Genomic DNA, 21,776 nt, shown 5'->3' on the forward strand with positions numbered 1-21,776 from the left:
GTTTGTTTTAGAGCTTTTATCTCCCTCTAAATCAGCTAATACATTTTTTATCAATAAAGAGATTCCTTTATATATTCCACTAGGGCTAGTTAAGGTAACTTCTAAAAACTCACTTAAAAGAGATGTTTTTTGCAAGAAAAATTGCAGAGTGTTGCACCCGATATTTTTTTAACTTCTTCGAACGTGCATTGATTAAACGGAAGCTTTGTCCTGTAAGAGATGATGTGGATATGGTGAATCAATCGATCTACCAAAGTCTGCATTTGCGTTTAAATGACAACATTACTTATGATTTTTTTTGCTGTGATATTCAATGGTGTATATTACAATCTTATAATTAAAATCATTCTGAGAAAAAAACAAACCTTGATTCTCTTATCTAAAAAAGCATTTAGATTACAAAGGAAAGCCTTTCGTATAGATTGTTGCTGTTAAAATATCGAATATTTAACTAAAGCCCTGTTATTCATTATTTGGTTCTATTATTGGTTTTCCGTCCTTATCCAACAACGGGGTGATTCCCCCTGCATATCCACCCCAACTAAATAAATAATGAACTCCTGTTTCATTATCTACTATTATTCTGTTCCCGTTAGCCACACCAGTTTCTGAAAGGATTTCTTCAAATCTCTTCTTTGATCCTTTATTCTTATCTGAGTTAGTAACCATTTTTTCGCCCCCATATTGGTTTATATGTTAATGCTATTAATGAAATTCCAAATAACATTTTTTATACTACGCTCTTGCCTAGTGATTATTACAAAAATAGTAATAAGGCAACAATGTTAATAGCAACAATCTTTTCGAAAACAGCCAAAATTAAAAAGCCCTATCATTAAGGTAACGGGGCAAAGTTAAATAATAAAAAAAGAGCGACGTCTATCATCGCTCTTAAAACATTTCAAAATTTACTTTTTTATGTTAAACGTTAGCTTCATAGTGGCCGATGTACCAGCCACCTGAATAGGTGATACCTTTTAAATACCAAGTAACGCCGTTTTCAGTAAAAGAGTTTGCAAAAATATTTTCTTTTTTAGGGATATCCCTAGTAATGATCCCTCGAGTTGAGGCATCTGATTGAGTTGAAGAACTTACAGTGTTTTCTGTACTTGCAAAAGCTGGAGAAGCAGACACAACAGGCACCAATAAGGATAGAGAGAGAGCAGAACTGATTAGAATTTTTTTACCATTCATTTAACAACACTCCTTCAAATATAATTTTTTTATGGTGGTACATCTATACTAATTCGACACAAGGGATAATTTCCCTTTTATTTTACATATATTTTTAATTTTTATTTTATTTCCCAATTTATAGTACTGGTATTATTATTGAATAGATTAGCCAATATAACCTAAGTTGGGGTATCTACGGAGCAACATACACGTGGAATAATAATGGAAGACCTATTTCAGCAGAAGAGCTAGTGACTAAGTCCCTTATATTCACAAATGGAATAAGTGAGTATTTCTATTAATGAAACACAGTTAGTATTTAAGTACCCAATTGTATAACAGCATAGGCAGAAAATAATCAATCTTTTTAATAAATATCAATCTGAATACTACAATAAGAGAATCCATTCTAATCAATCTTTTTTTCAAACGGATTCTCTTAAGATAACGTAAAATGTGGGTTTGTTAGGTAATTTTGATCAAACTTTATTTTAAAGCTATATCCAGACGTTTTATATCGTTACTTATGAGAGGCAGTAACCACCGTATCATCATTTTTCCGGATGATTCTTCATAAAAAAAACCACTCGATTGAGTGGGTATCTTTAGGATTCTTTAAAAGGGTAGTACTAATTATTTTAAATAAAGCGAAATTTCTTCTGCTAAATCAGGATAAAACTTTTCTCTTATGCCAGCTTTGCGCATTATTTTCCAAACTACCTTGAAATTTTTTCCTCAGTCCAATTGTTTTCGCGTTTAGCCATAACACAATAGCTCCTTTACTCCATAATAAAAAATCGTATTTAAAAGGATAACTTTTTAAATACGATTTTAAACTTTTTTTAGTATATATCTTTTTTGCCCCGTACACATCTTTTTTGTAAAGTATACGACTTTCTTGTCCAGTATACATCTTTTTTGTCACTCGACATCACAATTGAACTCTATCTCAACAATTATTCAACAGTCACCGATTTAGCCAAGTTACGTGGTTTATCCACATCACAGCGGCGGTGTAGTGCTGCGTAATAGCTAATTAATTGTAATGGCACTACAGAAACTAGTGGTGTTAGTAATTCATGAACTTGAGGAATTACTAAACGGTCACCGTCTTCATCTACGCCAGCCATAGCAATAATGCATGAGTATGCTCCACGTGCTGCTACCTCTTTGACGTTACCACGGATGTTTAATCCTACTGCTGCTTGTGTAACAAGGGCAAACACCGGTGTACCTTCTTCGATTAAGGCAATTGTTCCGTGTTTTAGCTCGCCACCTGCAAAGCCTTCTGCTTGGATATAAGAGATTTCTTTTAGCTTTAGGGCACCCTCAAGACTTACATAGAAGTCTATGTTACGGCCGATGAAGAATGCGTTGCGTGCAATTTTTAAGTAGTCCTCAGCAATATCCTCTAAAACATCCTTTGAATCGATAATTGTTTGGATACCGTTTGCTGCAATCGCAAGTTCTTGTTTTAAATCGTATTCTAAGCCTTTGCCATTAGCTTTCGCTGTTACATAGGCTGTTAGAGCAAGTACAGCTACTTGTGCTACATACGCTTTTGTAGAGGCTACCGCAATTTCTGGACCTGCATGTAATAACAATGTATGGTCTGCCTCACGTGAAAGTGTAGAGCCAGGTACGTTTGTAATCGTTAATGTTGGATAACCAAGCTCTTTAATTTTCACAAGTACTTGACGGCTATCTGCTGTTTCACCTGATTGTGTAATAAAGATAAACAATGGTTTTTCTGAAAGTAATGGCATATTGTAGCCGAATTCACTTGAAATATGAACTTCCACTGGGATACCAGCCATTTTTTCAAAATATTGCTTACCGATTAGACCTGCATGATAGCTTGTGCCGGCTGCAATAATATATAGACGGTCTGCTGCTTGTAATGCTTCTAAAATAGTAGCGTCAATTGTTAATTCGCCATTCTCACCTTCGTACGCTTGAATGATTTTACGAATAACTGTTGGCTGCTCATCCATTTCTTTTAACATATAGTGAGGGTACGTACCTTTTTCAATATCGCTCATATCGAGCTCAGCTGTATATGGTGCACGTTCTACTAATGTACCGTCTAACTTTGTAATTTCAACGCTTGCTTTGTGTACGATTACGACCTCTTTATCGTGTAGCTCCACATATTGATCTGTTACCTGTAGCATTGCCATCGCATCTGAAGCTACAACATTAAAGCCTTCACCAACACCAACTAAAAGTGGAGATTTGTTTTTCGCAACGAAAATTGTATCTGCCGCTTCTGCATCTAATAGGGCTAATGCGTAAGAGCCATGTAATAAAGATAATGTTTTACGGAATGACTCAGCCGTGCTTAAACCTTCTTTCACAAATAGCTCTACTAATTGTACGATGACCTCTGTGTCTGTATCAGATTTCATCGGAATACCTTTTAAATAAGTTTTTTGTAATAAATGATAGTTTTCGATAACTCCGTTGTGTACTAGCGTAAAACGTCCTGATGCACTTTGGTGAGGGTGTGCATTCAAACGGTTTGGCACACCATGAGTTGCCCAACGTGTATGGCCGATACCCACTTTGGCAGCAACGTCCTCGTCCACTGCATCACGTAAATCTGCAATACGTCCCTTTTCTTTAAAGACTGTTACACCATCTTCGTTTCGTACTGCGATACCCGCTGAGTCATAGCCACGATACTCTAGTTTCTCTAAACCTTTTAATAAAATTTCCTTTGCATCTGATTCTCCAATATATCCTACAATTCCACACATAAATTTCTTTTCCTCCGATATTGTCAATTTGACGCAACGACAAACTAGACCTCAACCTATCGAATTTTTTTGAATGTAAAAGTATGCTTATTAATAGGCGTAGCTTTTACATTCCATGCTTAACACTCATTCAGCCATCTGAATAGTAAACATTCGATACATGAGGTTTCTCTATTTATCTATTGCTTTAACTATACCTTTTTCATTTTCTGTACATTCAATCGCTTAAATGCTTTCAAAATGAAAAGTGACAATCGGGTACGTCGATCGGGAGGCATCCGCCGAACTTTCGATAAACCTCCACCTCGTCTGCTGAAGATAGTTTCGTCCAATTTCTTCAGCTCAGGCGCTATAATTGTTTTCCGATTTTGCGCTTTCTTCCCTCCTTATGCGCTTTCGTTAAATGATAAGGTCGGACCTCATAATTCAACTTCTCCATCATACTCAATCATATGCTATACGTCAAATTTTCGTTATAAAAAACACCTATTTATCCTACTTTTTAATGACAAAAAGTAGACAAACAATCTGCTATATAGCCTATCTTGAGATTTATACCTTGGCATAATTAAAGCTGTCACCACCAAAGTAACTGCCGTTTCACTTACGTTACATAAAGAAGTTTAAACTACGATGTTTTTTCCTTATGTCAGCAACAAATATTTTCGGTGAAGGATTTATTTTGAACAGTGTCAAAATAAATTGCTCTAAAAGTAAATATCAACCTGGATAAATTCTATTCTTTTATTGCTTGACAAAGCCACTACTTAGCAATACTATATACAGTACTTAGCAACACTTAGTACAGGTGAGCTAAGCCTGGGGGTGAGATTATGGATAATCTGAGTGAAATGCTCAAAGGAGTCTTAGAAGGTATCGTATTAGAAATCATTAGCCGCGGTGAAATATATGGTTATGAGATTGTCAAATATCTCACGCAGATGGGGTTCGAGGGCATAGCTGAAGGAACTGTATATGCGTTACTTATGCGATTAGAAAGAAATCGCCTTGTCAATATTGTCAAAAAGCCATCTGAAATGGGTCCACCAAGGAAATTTTATACACTTAATGAACAAGGAAGAGAAAAATTAATATCCTTCTGGGCTAAATGGGATTTTTTAAATAGTCGTATTGAAATTTTAAGACATAATGGAGGGAACAAACATGAGCTTTAGTCGTGAAATTCAGGAGAGAATTAATCGTTTTACGAAAGAACAATCCCAGAATTATTTGCAGGATGCTGAGATGACTTATATAGAAAAGCTGCGCAAGAAAAGTGGGCAAACTAAACGGAAAATTGACAAGCAATTGTCGAAGTTTAAAGGGCGTTCCGATCAGGGACGAGAAGCGCAAGATGACATGATAATCTATATGAGCGATTATATGAATGATTTAATGTCACAAGGTTTAACGGAGCAAGAAGCTTTTAATAAGGCTAGCGAGGAATTGCAATTCGCCAGTAACTCTGAGCAATCTGAGGATTTAAATGAACGCTTCCAGCAGTATTACGAAAATCGCGATCCCGCAGATTATGAGGCGATCGGACTGTTTTATGGTGGCTTCCTATTTTTAGGATTAGGCATTGGCGGATTAACCGGTTTTCTAACTGGCGGTGGATATGAAGCTTTTTTTGATAAAGGCTGGATTGACACTGCAATAGGTGCTGGTGTTGGAATTATCATTGGTATCGGACTTGGACAAATTACTAATGCTATTATAGCGTTGAAAAAGAAATAGGGCTATTTTAATTAGAATAACTATGCATCGGCATAATTGCGTCCAGAATCGAGATTATGCTGATGCCCGCAAATGTTTTAGTGCGCAGTGCTAACGTAGCGTAGTAACTGATGTTTTTTGCACGAAAGCGTAGCGGCGGCATCGATGCAAGTCAGTTAGCTTGGGCTAGTATCCTTTATTCACTTCTTTTCCGATTTTCGAGACATCCATTGAAGGGCTTGATACTCGCTGAAAGAAGTTAAAACATAAAAGGCACAGGCAAACTACTTGTGCCTTTTATGCTTAGCCTTCTTTATTCTCCAATAATTTCACAATTTCTCGATTAAATGCTGGTAGATCCTCCGGTGTGCGACTTGTTACCAATTGATTTTGGCAAACAAACACTTCCTCGTCATGGAATATCGCACCTGCATTTTCTAAATCTACACGAATCGATTTGTAGCCAGTTGCGTCACGACCATTTAATGTTTTTGCCGTAATGAGTAATTGAGGTCCATGACAAATAGCAAAGGTTGGCTTCATCTCATCCATAAATTCTTTAACAAATGCCACAACACGATCATCTACACGTAATATATCAGGAGAAAAACCGCCTGGGATGAATAATGCATCGAATTCAGAAGCATTTACCTCATCGATATCTTTATCGATTTTTACTTTCTCTCCATGCTTACCTTCTACCTCAATGCCTGCCGTCGTATCAATCGTTATTAGTTCATGGCCTGCCGCTTCTAACGCTCCTTTAGGACTTGTATATTCAGCGTCCTCAAACATATTGGTAATCACTGTAGCAATTTTAGCCATTGCAATACAACACTCCTTGTTATTGTGACTCTGTACTACTGTTCCCATTCTTTCCGAAAGCATTCATTTTTTCGTTGGTAAAGCTTTCTTTTCATTTGGGAAGGAACAAAAAGTAAAAACTCGACCTCCTATCAAAGGAAATCGAGTTCATACTATTTATTCAGTTAAGCCCATTTCTGCACGGACAACATCTGCTATACGCTTTACGTAACGCTCACAGTCTTCTTCTGTAGCCGCTTCCACCATTACTCGTACAAGTGGCTCAGTACCAGAAGGACGCACTAACACGCGTCCGTTACCAGCCATATCTGCTTCTACTTCAGCAATTACTGCAGCAACTTTTGCATTTTCTGTCACAGCATGCTTGTCTGTTACACGTACGTTGACTAAACGCTGCGGGAAAATTTTCATTTCCGAAGCAAGCTCTGATAGTTTTTTACCTGTAGCTTTCATAATATTAACAAGCTGAATACCTGTTAATAAGCCATCTCCAGTTGTGTTAAAGTCTAGGAAAACAATATGACCAGATTGCTCGCCACCAAGATTATAATCATTAGCACGCATTTCTTCTACAACGTAACGATCACCTACAGCTGTTTGTACACTATGCATATCGTTGTCTTCAACAGCTTTGTAGAAGCCCATGTTACTCATTACCGTCGAAACGATTGTTTGCTTTTTCAAGCGACCAACTGTATTTAAATGCTTACCAATGATGAACATAATTTGATCACCATCAACAATTTTACCGTTTTCATCTACTGCGATTAAACGGTCACCATCGCCATCGAATGCTAAACCAACATCAGCACCCTTTTCTGTGACAAATTTAGCTAATCCATCTGGATGTGTTGAGCCGACACCGTCATTAATATTTAAGCCTGTTGGTGAGGCACCCATCGTTGAGATATCCGCTTCTAAATCTGCAAATAGGTGTGTAGCTAGAGAAGACGTAGCGCCATGTGCACAATCTAATGCTACGTGGATGCCTTCAAATTCTTCAGCCACTGTTTGTTTTAAGTATTGAATATATTTTTGTCCGCCCTCGAAATAGTCGCTTACTGAACCTAAATCTGCCCCTATTGGACGTGGTAAAGTATCATCTTGAGCATCTAATATTGCTTCGATTTCAGCTTCTTGCGCATCTGTTAGCTTAAAGCCATCAGGACCGAAAAATTTAATACCATTGTCAGCTACTGGGTTATGTGAAGCTGAAATCATAACGCCTGCATTTGCGCTCATCATTCGAGTAAGATAGGCCACACCTGGTGTCGAAATAACACCAAGACGCATTACCTCTACGCCGATTGATAAAAGACCAGCTACAAGTGCACCTTCAAGCATTTCACCTGAAATACGTGTGTCACGACCGATTAAAACCTTTGGACGGTCAGTTGCATCCTTCGTTAAAACGTAACCACCTACACGGCCAAGTTTAAATGCAAACTCCGGTGTTAATTCACTATTCGCGACGCCACGGACGCCATCTGTTCCAAAATATTTACCCATTTTAATTATTCTCTCCTTCAATGCAAGACGGCGGTCATGCTTGTCTATGCTGACAACTAGACCACTCGTCTGCTTACTTTTGGAAAAGTCTATTTTCGTTCATTCACTGGTAACTAGTAATTATGCCCCTATGTAATTTATCTGGGCTTATAAATAGGCACAGATAAATTTTAGCATAAGGTATTTTGATTTTAGCCTAAGTAACTTCTTCCCGTTAAAGAATACCTTTACGGATAGAGAACGAAATCTCTACTGAATCAAAATAAAATTATAGTCAGTTATTGTTTAAGAATCAACATCTTCTTCTGTTTTATCAGTAGGCGGTGGCGTACTGTTATCAGAAGGAGTGCTAGTGTCCTCTGAAGGTGGCGAAGGAGTAGGTGTAGGAGCAGGAGGGGTAGTCGTTGTTGTCGTTGTTGTTTTTTCCTGCTCTACCTTCGTAACATCTGCCTTCACTTTAATTTTTGAGTCAGATATTTTTGTCACACCTTCTGGCAATTTCACTTCAAATTCATAAGTTTTTGATTCCGTAATTTTTGATAAATCAACCTCTAATGGTATTGCGGTTAAAGTATCTATCATAGATTTTCTACCGTATACTCTCACCTTTGTAGGACTAATTGTTAGTTGGTTGACAGTAATACCATTCTCCGCTTTTCCTATTTCCTTCAGCACAACAGGCAACTCTCTACTGTAAGCTCCAATATCTACTTCTACCTTCACAGTTTCTGGTTCAATCGTCACGTCTAACTTATTTAAATCACGATCTAGTACTTTCACTGCCGCTACTTGTGAGAACGGTTCTTTCAAGCCTCGTTCACCCGTTACAGTAGCTTTTACATAGCTAATATTTTCAATTGCACTTTTGGCACCTGTAATATACACCGTAGCTGGATTAGCACTCATGCCATTTAAAATATATCCTTCTTCAAGTAAACGAGTATTTAGCTCAGGGTCAACACGAAACTCTTGTGTGACCTTTTCCTCAATGTTAACCTTTACAATCGCAGGGTCTAATGTAACTTGCAACTTCTCCGAAATATTTTCGTATTGTAGTCGAACATTATGCTCACCTATGAGTAATTTACTCAAATCTGCAAATACAGAAAAATCCTTCGACGCTTGAGCCTGTAAAACGAGTGTCATCGGACCTTTTATCGTAACATCTACTGTCTTTGGTATCCCTGTTACAATGAGGTTCTTATCGTCATAAAAAACATCTACTGGTACATCTCGGATTACCGCTGTTTGCTCACTCATTATTGTTTTATTTGAGGGAGATAATTCAGCACGGACGGAGAAAAATAACAATAAGGCTAAAATTAGCGCAACAATTCGTAACACCCAAGGGCTATCCATCATTTTATCCATTCTTTTTCCCCCTCCAAGTTAACTTAGAGGCTGCATTTGATTCCTGTGCTGATCCGAACCACATTTTACGTAACAGTCCCTCGAATTCTTCTAAAGAAAGATTTCGATGTAGATTACCATTCAGTGTAATACTAATGGCACCGGTTTCCTCTGATACGACAATAGTAATGGCATCTGTCACTTCACTTAAGCCAAGTGCAGCACGGTGACGTGTCCCAAGCTCTTTTGAGATAAATGGACTCTCAGAAAGCGGTAAATAACAAGCCGCTGCCGATATTTTATCTTTTTGCATGATAACCGCTCCATCATGTAACGGTGTATTAGGTATAAAAATGTTGATCAGTAATTCAGATGAAATCTCAGCATTTAGACCTATACCTGTTTCGATATATTCATTTAGACCTGTTTCTTTTTCAATAGAAATTAACGCCCCTATACGACGTTTGGCCATATAACTAACAGATTTCTTCATTGCCTCAATAAGCCTTGTTTGTTCTTCTTCAACTTGACTAATCGAACGTTGGAACAACTTCCCTCTACCAATTTGTTCAAGACCACGTCTTATTTCAGGTTGGAAAATGATAATAATCGCCAAGAAACCGAATTCGATAACTTGTTTTAACATCCAACCTAACGTCTCTAACCCAAAAAAGTCCGTAGCAAGGCGCGCAATAATAATGACGAAAATGCCTTTTAATAATTGGACAGCCTTTGTACCTTTAATGAGGGTTAAAATTTTATAAATAACGTACCATACGAGCAGTACATCTAATAAGTTAATAAAAATATTCACAGGTGTTAAATTAGCGAAATGTTCGATAATTTGCACGTGGCATCCCCCACTTTTCATTGCGAATCCATACACATTTAAGTATAGCACATTCTTATCAAATGTAACTTTTTTCAAATAAAAAGTCTACTCAAAAGAGTAGACCTTTCAGCCTCTCACGTGCACTATCTATTAGGACGTATAGAGTGTTATTTAGTTGCTTGTTTCTCCTCGAATGTTACAGCAGACTTCACTGAATTTTTAATTGTATACCACAGCCATTCGAATACTTCGTCAATTTCTTCTATTTTTCCCGAAACAACTGCCGAAGATGCCATATACTGCCCGTTAATAACAGTGACATTGCCATCCACTTCACCCTCAACAATTAAATCACCATTTTTAACAATAATGTCGCCTTTTACAACTTCACCCTTCGGCACAATAACCGTTTGGCCTTCAACAACTAGGTTTGGCTGTTTAGTCACGGAGAACTGTCGGTCATCCATAAAATTACCTAGTAAAGTTGCACTCATGAATAAACAAAAAACTGCTGCTGCCACAAAGAGTGGATGCCGACGAATCCACTTTTGCATCCCTACACGACTTTTAGGTTTCGGTAAACGAGCCATTACGGCTTCTTCAAAATGCGGAGGTGATGTAATGTGGGAAGCGCTCTTCACAAAGGCGATTGTTTCACTTAATTCCTGCATCAACTGTTTACAATCACTGCATGTATGCAAATGTCGTTTTAACTCTTGCTCATGCTCACGACTAATGTCACCATCTAAATAATCATGGATATAGTCTATTATATGCTCTGGACAAGTATTCATGACGCTTCCCCTCCTACAGATTGTTTAATTGCTTTCGTAATGCTTCACGTCCGCGGTGAATCCTCGTTTTCACCGTTCCAAGAGGCATATCTAAAATCTCGCTAATTTCCTGTAATGATAATTCTTCAATATATTTCAATACTATAACTGAACGGTACTTATCAGGCAAACGTCCAATTTCATATTGAATACGATCTTGCAGTTCCATTTGCTCTATCTGTTCTTCAGGTAGCTGGTCATCTGCTGCGATCTGTGAATACATATCAAGTCCTTCTGTACCAGCTACTTCTGCATCTAAATAGTAATCCGGCTTTTTCTTCCGGATACGGTCTATACAAAGGTTTGTCGCTATACGATAAAGCCACGTCGCAAATTTCCTTTTCTGATCAAAAGTATGCAAGTTCATATAGGCACGAACAAAAGCTTCTTGTGCAATGTCCTCAGATTCTTGCTTGTTCCCTAACATCCTATAGCATACTTGGTACAGTTTGTGCTGATAGAGACTCACAATATCTGCAAATGCGTTTTGATCACCTTTAAGCACTTGTTTAATTTTCTTGTTTACTAACGCATCCATTGTGTTTATTTCTCCACCTTTACAACTGTCTTATACTATACGACCTATCGATAAGAAAAGTTTCGTTTTATTATTAATTATAGCAAAAGATTTTTATACATTGTGGCAATAGACAATTTTTTGTTAAATTTCTTTAAACTAGTGTTTCGCCAAATAAAGAGCCCATTAATGCTACTGCAACATCGGCAGTTCTATTTTTCTCATCTAAAATTGGATTAACTTCAACAAATTCAGCAGATGTTAGCAAACCTGATTCCTGAAGCATTTCCATTGCCAAATGGCTTTCTCGATATGTAATACCACCAGCTACAGGAGTCCCAACCCCTGGCGTATAAAGTGGATCTAAACCGTCTAAATCAAGTGATAAATGCAAACCATCTACATTGCGCCCCCTTAAATATTCTAGAGCATCTTCCATGACACGCGTCATCCCAAGACGATCTATTTCATGCATTGTATATACTTTGATTCCTTGCTGGATAATTAATTCACGTTCTCCTGGATCTACAGAACGCGCTCCTATAATAATAACGTTTTCAGGTTTAATTTTCGGTACATTATTACGAATTTTCACTAACCGTTCATGACCAAGTCCAATGCTTATAGCTAATGGCATACCATGTATATTACCAGATGGCGTCGTTTCTGGAGTGTTTAAGTCAGCATGCGCATCAAACCAAATAACGCCTAAATTTTTATAATGCTCACCTAGCCCTGCAAGAGTGCCAATAGCGATACTATGGTCGCCACCAAGTACAAGCGGAAACTCCTTTTGTTCAATTGCTTCATTTACACTTTTCGCCAAAGACGTACTTACATCGATAACTTCCTCTAAATTAAGTAGCTGCTTATCAACAATAATGCCATCTTGTTTTTGACTAACACGTATATCCCCTTGATCATGTACTACATGTCCTATTGCCTCTAGGCGCTCTACAACGCCTGCGTAACGAATAGCACTCGGCCCCATATCTACCCCTCTGCGAGTTTGCCCATAATCTGTTGGTACACCAATAATAGAAACATTTAGTTTATTCATTTTTCCATACCCCCTTTAGATTGTAAGACTATTGTAAAGCCTGCATCCTCCTTGGCTCAACCTCGCAATTTTATGAATATTTATGCAATTAAAGAGAGTATAAAAAAATCTCCTGCTGTTTTCAGCAAGAGATTAGTATCTGTAGTTAATGTTACACTTTTTTTATTTATAAAAGTGAGCCATGAAGGACTCGAACCTTCGACCCTCTGATTAAAAGTCAGATGCTCTACCAACTGAGCTAATGGCTCAAAAAATAAAAATGGCTGGGGTACTAGGATTCGAACCTAGGCATGACGGAATCAAAATCCGTTGCCTTACCGCTTGGCTATACCCCAATCATTATAAAAAACTGGTGGAGGGGGACGGATTCGAACCGCCGAACCCTAAGGAGCGGATTTACAGTCCGCCGCGTTTAGCCACTTCGCTACCCCTCCGAAATAACACATATGGTGGAGGATGACGGGCTCGAACCGCCGACCCTCTGCTTGTAAGGCAGATGCTCTCCCAGCTGAGCTAATCCTCCATAGAAACAGGTGTTCATTTCTTTACAGTTTTTTATTTTATTTTTAAGCCTTTGCATTACTACAATGCTTTAAAAAATGGTGACCCCTACGGGATTCGAACCCGTGTTACCGCCGTGAAAGGGCGGTGTCTTAACCACTTGACCAAGGGGCCATTTTCAAATGTCTCAAACAAGACAAGTATTATGATAACATTTTTCGTCGTAAGATGCAATACTTTTTTGAAAAAATTTTATGTATACATCACCTTTAAAAATGAGCAAAAAAATGGCTCCGAAGGCAGGACTCGAACCTGCGACAACCTGATTAACAGTCAGGTGCTACTACCAACTGAGCTACTTCGGAACAATACTATTCAATTCGGTTTTTAAAACCTCTTAAGTACATTTATTATTATAGCAAGCATTATAAATTATGCAATACTTTTTGTGAAAATTTTTATATTTTTTGTCGAAGTCTTCCTATGCAGCAACAAGAAACGTAATAGTTCTCTATTAAATCTAATATTTCTATTTCATGTACAGAATATTCTTGCTGTATATTATTGCAATTGATAAAATAAAAATAGTTTTATGAATTTTCTATCAAATTTGATTAGGGGAGGAATGTTCATATGGTAACAAACGATTTAATTGCACCGGAATTTTATAATATTACAGAGGAATTGGAGAAATTTTCTCGTGATAGTGATCGCCAAGCAATACGGTGGCTAAATACTCAGCAGGAGCGTCAAACAATTTCCTATGTTGAACTTGTTCAAAAAATGAACCAATACGCGCACGCCTTTACGAAGAAGGGGCTTCAAAAAGGAGATCGCGTATTAGTTATTATTCCTCGTCTGCCTGAAGCTTATTTTGTCTTCCTTGGCTGTCTAAAGGCTGGGATTGTTCCTATTTCTTGTTCAGAAATGTTACGTGCAAGTGATTTAGAATATCGTATGGAACACTCTTCTGCAAGAGCAGTAATAGCCTATGAAGCGTTCACTAGTGAGGTAGATAGTATTACTTCTTCAGTGGAGGCTTTAAATAATAAATTGGTTATAGGCACTGCTACTGGTGATTGGACCTCTTTAGATGACTTAGCAAGTACTCAGCCAGATACATTTACAGCAGCTGCTACTAAAAGAGATGATATGGCATTTCTTTCTTATACATCTGGCACAACTGGCAAACCAAAAGGAGTTGTTCATTCACACGGATGGGGTTATGCACATATTAAAACGGCCGCTTCACAATGGCTTTGTGTACGTGAAGGTGACTTAGTTTGGGCTACAGCAGCTCCAGGGTGGCAAAAATGGATTTGGAGCCCATTTTTATCGACTATTATGCTGGGCGCTACTGCATTTGTATACCACGGAGGATTTGATGCAAAAACATATCTTAAACTGCTTCAAGAAGAAAAGGTTAATGTATTGTGCTGTACTCCAACGGAATATCGAATTATGGCGAAGATTGATAATTTAAAAGACTATAATTTATCTTCTCTACGCAGTGCTGTTTCAGCTGGTGAACCATTAAATCGACCAGTCATCGAAACATTTATGAAAAATTTCAATCTTAAAGTTCGTGATGGCTATGGACAAACAGAAAATACTTTATTAATCGGCACACTTGAAAATATAGATTTACGTCCAGGTTCAATGGGTGTTCCTACACCCGGCAATATTGTTCGTATTATAAATCATGAAGGCAACGAGGTACCGGTTGGAGAAGTTGGAGATATTGCAGTACACAAATCTTCTCCTGCTCTATTTAAGGAGTACTATCGTGAGCCTGAACGTACACAAGCTGCCTTCCGTGGAGATTGGTATATTACTGGAGACCAAGCCAAATGCGATGAAGACGGCTACTTCTGGTTTGAAGGTCGAGGAGATGACATCATTATTTCATCAGGCTATACAATTGGGCCATTTGAAGTAGAAGATGCTTTAAATAAACATGAAGCTGTACAAGAATGTGCTGTAGTCGCAGCTCCAGATGAAATTAGGGGACATATTGTTAAAGCCTTTGTCATCTTACGAGAAAGCTTCAGAGATCGTGATGAGGAAGTGTTAATAAAAGAACTCCAAGAGCACGTTAAAGCATTAACAGCGCCTTATAAATATCCTCGTAGTATTGTCTTTATCGATGAGCTACCAAAAACAACTTCTGGTAAGATTCGTCGTATAGAACTACGAGCAGCAACAACAACTGTATAAAATATAATAAAGAGACATTTTACCATTCACTTGGTTGAAATGTCTCCTTTATATATATTGCTAGTATTTAATTATTCTTTTGCATATAAAAAAAGCCACTACTGAGTTTATCAGCAGCGACTTTTTGCGCCTAGCGACGTCCTACTCTCACAGGGGGAATCCCCCAACTACCATCGGCGCTAAAGAGCTTAACTTCCGTGTTCGGTATGGGAACGGGTGTGACCTCTTTGCCATCATCACTAGACTATTTTCGGCTTTCAATATACATCGTATTTCTTCGTCAGCTTCTGTCGTTCAGTCAGTCACGTACTTGAGTACGCTCCTTCCTTCTCTCCATCGCTTCCTCGAACTACTCGTATCTTGAAACCCTTGAAAGATTGTTCTTTCAAAACTGGATAAACGGTGCATTGAATGTTTGTCTTTCAGTATTTCACCATGAAGTGAAATAGATTATTCGGTATTAGCCCCGGTTTCCCGGAGTTATCCCAAACTATAAGGTAGGTTGCCCACGTGTTACTCACCCGTCCGCCGCTAACGTCAAAGGAGCAAGCTCCTTCTCTGTTCGCTCGACTTGCATGTATTAGGCACGCCGCCAGCGTTCGTCCTGAGCCAGGATCAAACTCTCCATAAAAAGAAATTTGATTAGCTCAAATTGTTTTGCTGGCATCATGTTTGATGTCCAAAATTTTGTTTCATTCACTAACTCATGGTTAGTTACTAAAAACTTTATTGATTACGTTTTGCTTGTTCAGTTTTCAAGGTTCATTTTTTCATTTACTGCGTCACCTCTTGGCGACTTATACATAATAACATCGATTATTCATGAAAGTCAACACTATATCATAAGTTTTTTTAGGAACTTATTTTTTCATATCAATTATGCCTCGGCTAATTGCGTCCGGAATAGGCTTTATGCTTAGGTCTGCAAATGTTTTTTGTGCGAACGCGCAGTGCTAACGTAGCGTCAGCCACAGATGTCTTTTGTGCGAAAGTGTAGCGTCAGCAGCACCGATGCAGGTCAGTTAGCCGTTATCGCATGGATGCGACGTGACAAAGCTTTGGGTCAACACGATGTTCTTAGACATTTTCACAGGATGTGAAGTTTTTAGCTATAGTTCCTCTATTCCAGCGGATGTCTTTGCGTAGCGACAAGTACAGATGTTTGAACACCCGCTGGAAAGTAGCTGAGACCCGCATTCATCTCACCGCCCAGGAAACATTTGTAGCTGACGTTTCACTTTCGCTACGAAAACATTTGCTGAAAGAAGTTAAAAATATAGAAACGAGGTCGTTAAGATGGTTCGTAAAACGTTGATTTCACTGTTTTTAATCGTAATACTATTTATCTTTATAAAGCCGATAAATTCTACTATGATTTCTGTATTCAACATTGCTGATGCTCCAGCAGTTGTAACAAAAGGACATTATGGTACATCACTTATTGTCGAAATTTCTTTCTCTGATGACACCCTGTTGGACTGGCTTAAAACTGTAAAAGAACCTTATCCGCTTCTATTGTTAGATGCTGCATGGATTGAACGTTCACCTGACCACCTAAAAATCATTCAAGAGCGAAAACTACCTACAGGATTATTAGGACCTGAGGATTCAGTAGATAAGCCGATTGATCTTGCCGTCGTTCAAAAAGATATTAAAATTTACGAAAAGCATTTTCAAAAAACACCACTTTGGTTTGCAACACGAAATCATCAGTATTCGCAGGATTTACAAAACAACTTATTTCAACAGCAGATGAATATACTTTCTCCCTCTCTCATCTGGAAAGGTGAAAAAACACCTAAATTACAAAAGGGAGATTTTGTTTTTATGTCTTTACACCAAAATAATAACATCTCGTTAAAAGAGCTGAATACATTTCTACAACAAAATAAATTTATGTCGATTGAGGAAAATATATTCGGCTATAAAGTTCAAACTAAAAAATCACCATAAAAAGAAGTTGCCTCCAAAAATAGAGGCAACTTCTTTTTTTATTATGCATTTTTAGCTTGTTCACGACGACGTGCTTTACGGCGCGCTTCTAATTTTTGACGATCTTCTTCGGATTTTGCATTATATTTTGGTAATACTAATAATTGATACGCATTTACAGCGAGTAGTGGGAATAGTAAAAGTGCAACATACTCGTTAATATTTTCATCGCGACCCATTAATGCAATTGTCCATTCTAATGTAGTAATAACAATCATAAAAAATAATGCTGAAATGAAAACATGTTTTTTTCCTGTTAATTTTACTTTTTGAATAGCCGTTGCTATAGCACTGAATATTAAAGAAATTAACAAACAACTATAGAATACCCAACTTTGACCTTCTTTTACATCCGGTATAAAGCGGAAGAATATAATATCAAAAATAGTAATAGCAATTAGTAATAGCTGTATCCAATTCCATAATGTAAGTGTTCTAAAAATATTTACCCCTACTTGATGGAGCGTTAAATAAGCAAAAAAGCCTGCCTGTGCAATAACACTCATCGTAAATCCTAAGAAAACCATCCATAAAAGCCCGGCCAAAAACTCTCCCCATTGACCGTTTGCAATATATGGCTGGAAGAAGTCCCAGCGAAAAAATAAACTGCATACTCCGTTAACTGCGCCACCAACAAGCATCGCAAAGAAGAAAAACTTTGCCCAATTTCGTATCGTCACAACTAAAAGTCCCCCAATTTCTCAATGTATATCTGTACTTATTTTAACAATGCATTGTTAAAAAAGCTATTTCTCATCGTAACCAATACATAAAGTCATCATAAATGTGAACAATAATTGAAAGAGTCTATTTATAGAAAGGACTGACGATTGATGCGAAAATTCTTCTTACTACTAATCCTAATGCTTTTTCTTTCTGCCTGTTCTTCACCAGATAAAGCCTCTACCATGTCCTATGATGAAATAAAAAAAATAATGATCGACTCTTTACAAACAGAGGATGGTAAAAAGGCGTTGCGAAAGCTTTTAGAGGAACCAAGTTTCCGTGAATTATTGGTTTTGGAGCATGATGAAGTGAAAAAAGCTACCGAAGCTACACTGCTTTCCAAAGAAGCAGAAGACTTTTGGAAGAAAACATTCGAAGATCCAAAGTTTAAAGAAACTGTCGCTAAAAGTATGCAAAAGCAGCAACAGGATATTATGAAGGAATTAATAAAAGATCCTTCCTTCCAAAAAGATATGGAAGCTTTCTTTGGCCAGCCAGATATGCAAAAGCAGTTAGAGACTATTTTAAAATCCTCCAATATGAGAAAACAAATGGAGGAAGTCGTCAAGGAAACGATTGAAAGTCCGCTTATGCAAACGAAATGGCAGGAGCTTATTAAGAAGAGCGGTGGCGAGACAGGTAAAGCTAGCGGCGGTAAAAAAGAGGCTGGTGGCGGTGGTGGAGGTAATGAGCAAAAAGGCTCTGAGTAACCACTCATATATGAAAAACGGATTTCCTCCATTGTTCGAGGAAATCCGTTTTCATTATTTATTTAATTTATTAATGATGTTCGTCGCGATATCTAAATAAATTTGTCCTGTTGTGTGTTTTTCAGCATAAACAGAAGGTGCAAAATCTTCCTCTGACCAGTCAGGCTGACCAAGTGGAATTTGACCAAGTAGCTCTGTACGTAGTTCTTCTGCTAATTTAGGACCTCCACCTTGACCGAATACGAATTCACGGTCACCTGATTTCGATTCATACCATGCCATGTTTTCAATAACACCTAAAATTTCATGATCTGTTTGTAAAGCCATTGCACCTGCACGAGCAGCAACGAACGCTGCAGTTGGATGCGGTGTTGTTACGACAATTTCTTTTGAAGAAGGAAGCATTTGGTGAATATCTAATGCAACGTCACCTGTACCTGGTGGTAAGTCCAATAGTAGATAGTCTAGTTCACCCCATTCTACATCACGGAAGAACTGATCTAACACTTTCCCTAACATTGGCCCACGCCATACAATCGGTGCGTTATTTTCAACAAAGAAGCCCATTGAAATCATTTTTACACCTAAACGATCAACAGGGAAAATTCGATTGTCTACCACTTTAGGCATATCTGTAACACCCATCATATCGGGCACACTGAATCCATAAATATCAGCATCAATTAAGCCAACTTTTTTACCTAAACGAGCTAATGCAACAGCTAAGTTAACTGAAACTGTAGATTTCCCTACACCGCCTTTACCAGAGGCAATTGAAATAACTTGGACTGTGCTAAGTGGAGATAAAATATCTTGTGCCTCAGCCTCAGTTGCTACGCCACGGAAGCTCTGTAGTTTTTCTGCTGACAGCTCTTCGAAACGAATACCAACTGTACCAGCACCTGCTTCCTTTAGAGCTTCAACAATTTTCATTTGTAGCTGTAATTGTTCAGGTGTATTAGTTTTAGCAATCGCAACTTTTACACTGACATGATTCTTCTCTTCTTTAATTGCTACGTTTGTAATACCGTCTGTTTCAGCAAATGATTTATGTAAAAATGGATCTTGTAGTTGTCCTAGTATTTCTCGTACTTGTTGTTCAGTTATCACGACGAACACTCCCCTTATATTATCTCAATGTTAGTATATCATAATGATTTGATTTACGTTGTGTTGTTGCTCTATTCAATTTTAGCTAATAAATACTCTTCTATACCTTCCACAATAGCATCTCCCATTTTTTCTTGGTATTTCTTATCAGTTAATAGTGCACGTTCCTCATCATTACTTATAAATCCTGTTTCTACTAGTGCAGCAGGTACCTCAGCTTTTTTCAGTAAATATATTTGTTGTATAGACATCGCTTCTCGATCTGTATTTTTCAAATTAGTGCGAATGGAATCTTGAATGCTCTTTGCTAATAATTCACTTTCAGCATGTCCTTCTTTATGATAGAACACCTGTGCTCCACGCCATTTTGTTTCAGGAATGGCATTTGCATGAATTGTAATAAAAAGATCCGGTTTTTCTTTTGCTACTATGTCTTTTCTTAAAAAGATGTCCTGCTTTTTTCTTTCTCTCAATGTTCCAAACTTTTCTGATGACGCGTGCTCATCAATAACATCGCCATCTTTTGTCCGTGTCATTACGACTGTTGCGCCTTTTTTCTTTAATTGCTTCTCCACATGCTGCGCAATTGCAAGTGTAATATCCTTTTCAATTACTTCGCCCTTTGAGGCACCTCCATCCTGACCTCCATGTCCCGCGTCAATGACAATTTTTATGCCACCAAGTGGGTCCGGTAAGAAGAAGTTACGGTTCGAAGCATTCGTTTCATATGCCACGACCACTATACTCATTAGCATAATTACTCCTAGTGCAAGCCAGCGCTTCACCCATATCCACCACCCTTTTACAGATAGTGTACGAAGTTAGTGAATGAACTATGCCAGAAAGTAAAAAAAACTCTCAAGTATTAAAGTTGAGAGTTTGAACTTGTGATAGAAGATACTTTTTTAGTAATGCTAAAACGGCATTACTCCATTAATAATACATGGACTAAAGCCGTTAATTTTTATTTTAGTGTAAATTCTGGTTTATACTTACCTGCATAAGGTTCATGCTCAACAAATACTGTTATATCGTTACCGTCTTTATCTTTACCAGTTCTGATATATGTGAATTTCTTATTATTTAGTTCAGTAATTTCGAGCACAGCCCCATATTTATTTTCACCAATTGAAACATGAGCTCTTAATTTATTTCCATCGATCACATTAAAGTATCCATAGTCACCACGACTTTTACCTGTTTCAGGATTGAAAAACTCATATTTATTCGTATTAGCATCGTATTTCGCAATGCTAATAAAATTTGTATTATATTGTGTTACATCATTTTTACTTGCATCTAATACGACTGTTCCTTGCCAAAGCGTACTAGCTAAAATTTTATCTCCATCTACGTCCTGAACAATAGTGCCTGTAGAATTATTTAATTTTTTATCTGGTGCAGTAAATGTTAAGTGTTTTTCCTTATAAGGGACATGTTCAACAAATACCTCTACATCGCTACCATTTGCATCTTTTCCCATTCGTTTATAAGTAAACATTGAATTTGTTAGCTTAGTAATATCCACAATTTCTTGATAATTTTTCGTTTCTGAGATCAATATTCTACGCTTTCCATCATTCGTAATAAAGAAAATCCCTTTATCGTCGATGCTTCCAGCTGTATTCGGATCGAAGAATTCATAGCGTCCTGAATTAGCGTCATATTTCGCTAGGCCCATTAAATTTGAATTTTCCGCAGTTAAGTCTTTATTATTTTTATCGTAAACTTTTGTAGCTTGCCAATCTGAACTGCTAAGAATTTCAGCATTTGCTTGACCGTCTGTTATTTCTACCTGTCTTTGGTCTGCATTATTTCCTGTTCTTACTTCTTCAGTTTTTTTTACATCAGTCTTACTACCACATGCACCAAGAAGCGCCAGTACTGCAATTGATAATATTAATAGCTTTTTCATATATTGACCTCCATTTTCAGAATTACCA

19 protein-coding genes, 6 tRNA genes, 1 rRNA gene and 1 other annotated feature are annotated in these 21,776 nt (G+C 37.6%); of the genes, 5 read left to right on the plus strand and 21 right to left on the minus strand.

Going from position 1 to position 21,776, the window contains the following annotated elements; genetic code table 11:
- Positions 1–462: 462 nt before the first annotated feature.
- The 3 genes from MY533_RS21020 to glmS all read right to left on the minus strand — a co-directional run bounded on the left by MY533_RS21020 (position 463) and on the right by glmS (position 3,935).
- Positions 463–669: a DUF6440 family protein gene (locus MY533_RS21020; RefSeq protein ID WP_248717467.1), complete on the minus strand. Its 207-nt coding sequence runs from the start codon at positions 667–669 to the stop codon at positions 463–465.
- 252 nt (positions 670–921) lie between these two features.
- Positions 922–1,194, minus strand: coding sequence for an LCI fold-containing protein (locus tag MY533_RS21025; RefSeq protein ID WP_248717468.1), 273 nt, complete (start codon positions 1,192–1,194; stop codon positions 922–924).
- A gap of 938 nt (positions 1,195–2,132) precedes the next feature.
- The gene (gene glmS, locus MY533_RS21030; protein ID WP_248717469.1) at positions 2,133–3,935 is read right to left on the minus strand and encodes a glutamine--fructose-6-phosphate transaminase (isomerizing); all 1,803 of its coding nucleotides are present in this window, start codon (positions 3,933–3,935) and stop codon (positions 2,133–2,135) included.
- Between the two features lie 833 nt (positions 3,936–4,768).
- Here glmS and MY533_RS21035 point away from each other — a divergent pair.
- Complete coding sequence (locus MY533_RS21035; protein WP_248717470.1) at positions 4,769–5,110, plus strand: PadR family transcriptional regulator; 342 nt, start codon at positions 4,769–4,771, stop codon at positions 5,108–5,110.
- Positions 5,100–5,672 (plus strand): hypothetical protein, encoded by a 573-nt coding sequence (locus tag MY533_RS21040; protein ID WP_132361159.1) that lies wholly within the window; start codon positions 5,100–5,102, stop codon positions 5,670–5,672. The genes MY533_RS21035 and MY533_RS21040 overlap by 11 nt, the downstream gene beginning before the upstream one ends.
- A 282-nt stretch (positions 5,673–5,954) precedes the next feature.
- Here MY533_RS21040 and MY533_RS21045 read toward each other — a convergent pair whose 3' ends face one another.
- From MY533_RS21045 to MY533_RS21105, 13 genes are all read right to left on the minus strand, one after another.
- Positions 5,955–6,476 carry a type 1 glutamine amidotransferase domain-containing protein gene (locus MY533_RS21045; RefSeq protein WP_248717471.1) on the minus strand — a complete coding sequence of 174 codons (522 nt, stop codon included), beginning with the start codon at positions 6,474–6,476 and terminating at the stop codon, positions 5,955–5,957.
- Between the two features lie 156 nt (positions 6,477–6,632).
- Positions 6,633–7,985, minus strand: coding sequence for a phosphoglucosamine mutase (gene glmM / locus MY533_RS21050; RefSeq protein ID WP_248717472.1), 1,353 nt, complete (start codon positions 7,983–7,985; stop codon positions 6,633–6,635).
- A 285-nt stretch (positions 7,986–8,270) separates the two neighbouring features.
- A complete protein-coding gene (locus MY533_RS21055; RefSeq protein WP_248717473.1) occupies positions 8,271–9,356 on the minus strand; it encodes a CdaR family protein in 1,086 nt (361 codons plus the stop codon).
- Complete coding sequence (gene cdaA, locus MY533_RS21060; protein ID WP_132361151.1) at positions 9,349–10,185, minus strand: diadenylate cyclase CdaA; 837 nt, start codon at positions 10,183–10,185, stop codon at positions 9,349–9,351. The genes MY533_RS21055 and cdaA overlap by 8 nt, the downstream gene beginning before the upstream one ends.
- Positions 10,186–10,334: 149 nt before the next feature.
- Entirely contained in the window at positions 10,335–10,961 is a 627-nt protein-coding gene (locus tag MY533_RS21065; protein ID WP_248717474.1) for an anti-sigma factor family protein, read from the minus strand.
- Positions 10,962–10,974: 13 nt separating this feature from the next.
- Positions 10,975–11,538, minus strand: a complete 564-nt coding sequence (sigW, locus tag MY533_RS21070; protein WP_100542806.1) for an RNA polymerase sigma factor SigW — start codon at positions 11,536–11,538, stop codon at positions 10,975–10,977.
- A gap of 133 nt (positions 11,539–11,671) precedes the next feature.
- Positions 11,672–12,577 (minus strand): arginase, encoded by a 906-nt coding sequence (gene rocF, locus MY533_RS21075; protein ID WP_248717475.1) that lies wholly within the window; start codon positions 12,575–12,577, stop codon positions 11,672–11,674.
- Between the two features lie 175 nt (positions 12,578–12,752).
- Positions 12,753–12,825: transfer RNA gene (locus tag MY533_RS21080), tRNA-Lys, on the minus strand.
- Positions 12,826–12,837: 12 nt separating this feature from the next.
- Positions 12,838–12,912, minus strand: a tRNA-Gln gene (locus MY533_RS21085).
- 15 nt (positions 12,913–12,927) lie between these two features.
- Positions 12,928–13,011: transfer RNA gene (locus tag MY533_RS21090), tRNA-Tyr, on the minus strand.
- A gap of 13 nt (positions 13,012–13,024) precedes the next feature.
- Positions 13,025–13,100 (minus strand) — tRNA-Val (locus MY533_RS21095).
- A 77-nt stretch (positions 13,101–13,177) separates the two neighbouring features.
- A tRNA-Glu gene (locus MY533_RS21100) sits at positions 13,178–13,252 on the minus strand.
- Between the two features lie 114 nt (positions 13,253–13,366).
- Positions 13,367–13,443: transfer RNA gene (locus MY533_RS21105), tRNA-Asn, on the minus strand.
- A 268-nt stretch (positions 13,444–13,711) separates the two neighbouring features.
- On the opposite strand from MY533_RS21105, the gene mbcS reads away from it, so the two are divergent.
- Positions 13,712–15,295, plus strand: a complete 1,584-nt coding sequence (gene mbcS, locus MY533_RS21110; RefSeq protein WP_248717476.1) for an acyl-CoA synthetase MbcS — start codon at positions 13,712–13,714, stop codon at positions 15,293–15,295.
- A gap of 128 nt (positions 15,296–15,423) precedes the next feature.
- Here mbcS and rrf read toward each other — a convergent pair.
- A 5S ribosomal RNA gene (gene rrf / locus MY533_RS21115) occupies positions 15,424–15,539 on the minus strand.
- Between the two features lie 89 nt (positions 15,540–15,628).
- Positions 15,629–15,879, minus strand: a sequence feature (16S ribosomal RNA rRNA prediction is too short).
- Between the two features lie 712 nt (positions 15,880–16,591).
- Here rrf and MY533_RS21120 point away from each other — a divergent pair.
- Positions 16,592–17,248, plus strand: a complete 657-nt coding sequence (locus MY533_RS21120; protein ID WP_248717477.1) for a hypothetical protein — start codon at positions 16,592–16,594, stop codon at positions 17,246–17,248.
- A gap of 41 nt (positions 17,249–17,289) precedes the next feature.
- Here MY533_RS21120 and MY533_RS21125 read toward each other — a convergent pair whose 3' ends face one another.
- Positions 17,290–17,967, minus strand: coding sequence for a KinB-signaling pathway activation protein (locus tag MY533_RS21125; RefSeq protein ID WP_132362723.1), 678 nt, complete (start codon positions 17,965–17,967; stop codon positions 17,290–17,292).
- Positions 17,968–18,120: 153 nt separating this feature from the next.
- Here MY533_RS21125 and gerD point away from each other — a divergent pair, with 153 nt between their 5' ends.
- On the plus strand, positions 18,121–18,723 hold the full coding sequence (gene gerD / locus MY533_RS21130; RefSeq protein ID WP_248717478.1) for a spore germination lipoprotein GerD: 603 nt from the start codon (positions 18,121–18,123) through the stop codon (positions 18,721–18,723).
- 54 nt (positions 18,724–18,777) lie between these two features.
- Here gerD and MY533_RS21135 read toward each other — a convergent pair whose 3' ends face one another.
- The 3 genes from MY533_RS21135 to MY533_RS21145 all read right to left on the minus strand — a co-directional run bounded on the left by MY533_RS21135 (position 18,778) and on the right by MY533_RS21145 (position 21,748).
- Positions 18,778–19,833, minus strand: a complete 1,056-nt coding sequence (locus MY533_RS21135) for a P-loop NTPase (protein WP_132362719.1) — start codon at positions 19,831–19,833, stop codon at positions 18,778–18,780.
- A 71-nt stretch (positions 19,834–19,904) separates the two neighbouring features.
- Positions 19,905–20,618, minus strand: coding sequence for an N-acetylmuramoyl-L-alanine amidase (locus tag MY533_RS21140; protein ID WP_132362717.1), 714 nt, complete (start codon positions 20,616–20,618; stop codon positions 19,905–19,907).
- A gap of 179 nt (positions 20,619–20,797) precedes the next feature.
- Entirely contained in the window at positions 20,798–21,748 is a 951-nt protein-coding gene (locus MY533_RS21145) for a DUF4822 domain-containing protein (protein ID WP_248717479.1), read from the minus strand.
- Positions 21,749–21,776: the final 28 nt, after the last annotated feature.

The organism is Lysinibacillus sp. Ag94 (genome assembly GCF_023242215.1).
Lineage (GTDB): Bacteria > Bacillota > Bacilli > Bacillales_A > Planococcaceae > Lysinibacillus.